1 pseudogene is annotated in these 313 nt (G+C 31.6%); it reads right to left on the bottom strand.

Annotation, left to right across the window (positions count from 1 at the left end):
• A pseudogene (locus tag WOCAOBSORBRA_RS06685) lies at positions 1-313 on the bottom strand (DDE-type integrase/transposase/recombinase); the annotation flags it as partial.

Here is a 313-nt window from a genome sequence, read left to right on the forward strand (position 1 = left end):
GTTTACGCTTGTTAACGGCCATTAATAAAGAGTCCATAACCAATTGTTTATTTATTGAACTGCTCATTAACTACCATGCGTGAATATAGATCGATTATTGTTGCCAAATATAGCCATCCTTCTTTGGTTTTTATATAAGTAATCCCATACTTTATTTGGTTGATCGACAATAAAGTTTTGGTCTAATATATTGGGAGCTACTGTCCGTTTGTTGTTTCTTAATTTTAAATTTTCTTCTCAATATAGCCTGAATACCATTTTTCTGCATAATACTTTGCACTGTTTTTAAGTTGCAACTTTTACCCAAAGCCTT

It is taken from the genome of Wolbachia endosymbiont of Cardiocondyla obscurior (assembly GCF_902713635.1).
Classification (GTDB): Bacteria; Pseudomonadota; Alphaproteobacteria; order Rickettsiales; family Anaplasmataceae; genus Wolbachia; species Wolbachia pipientis.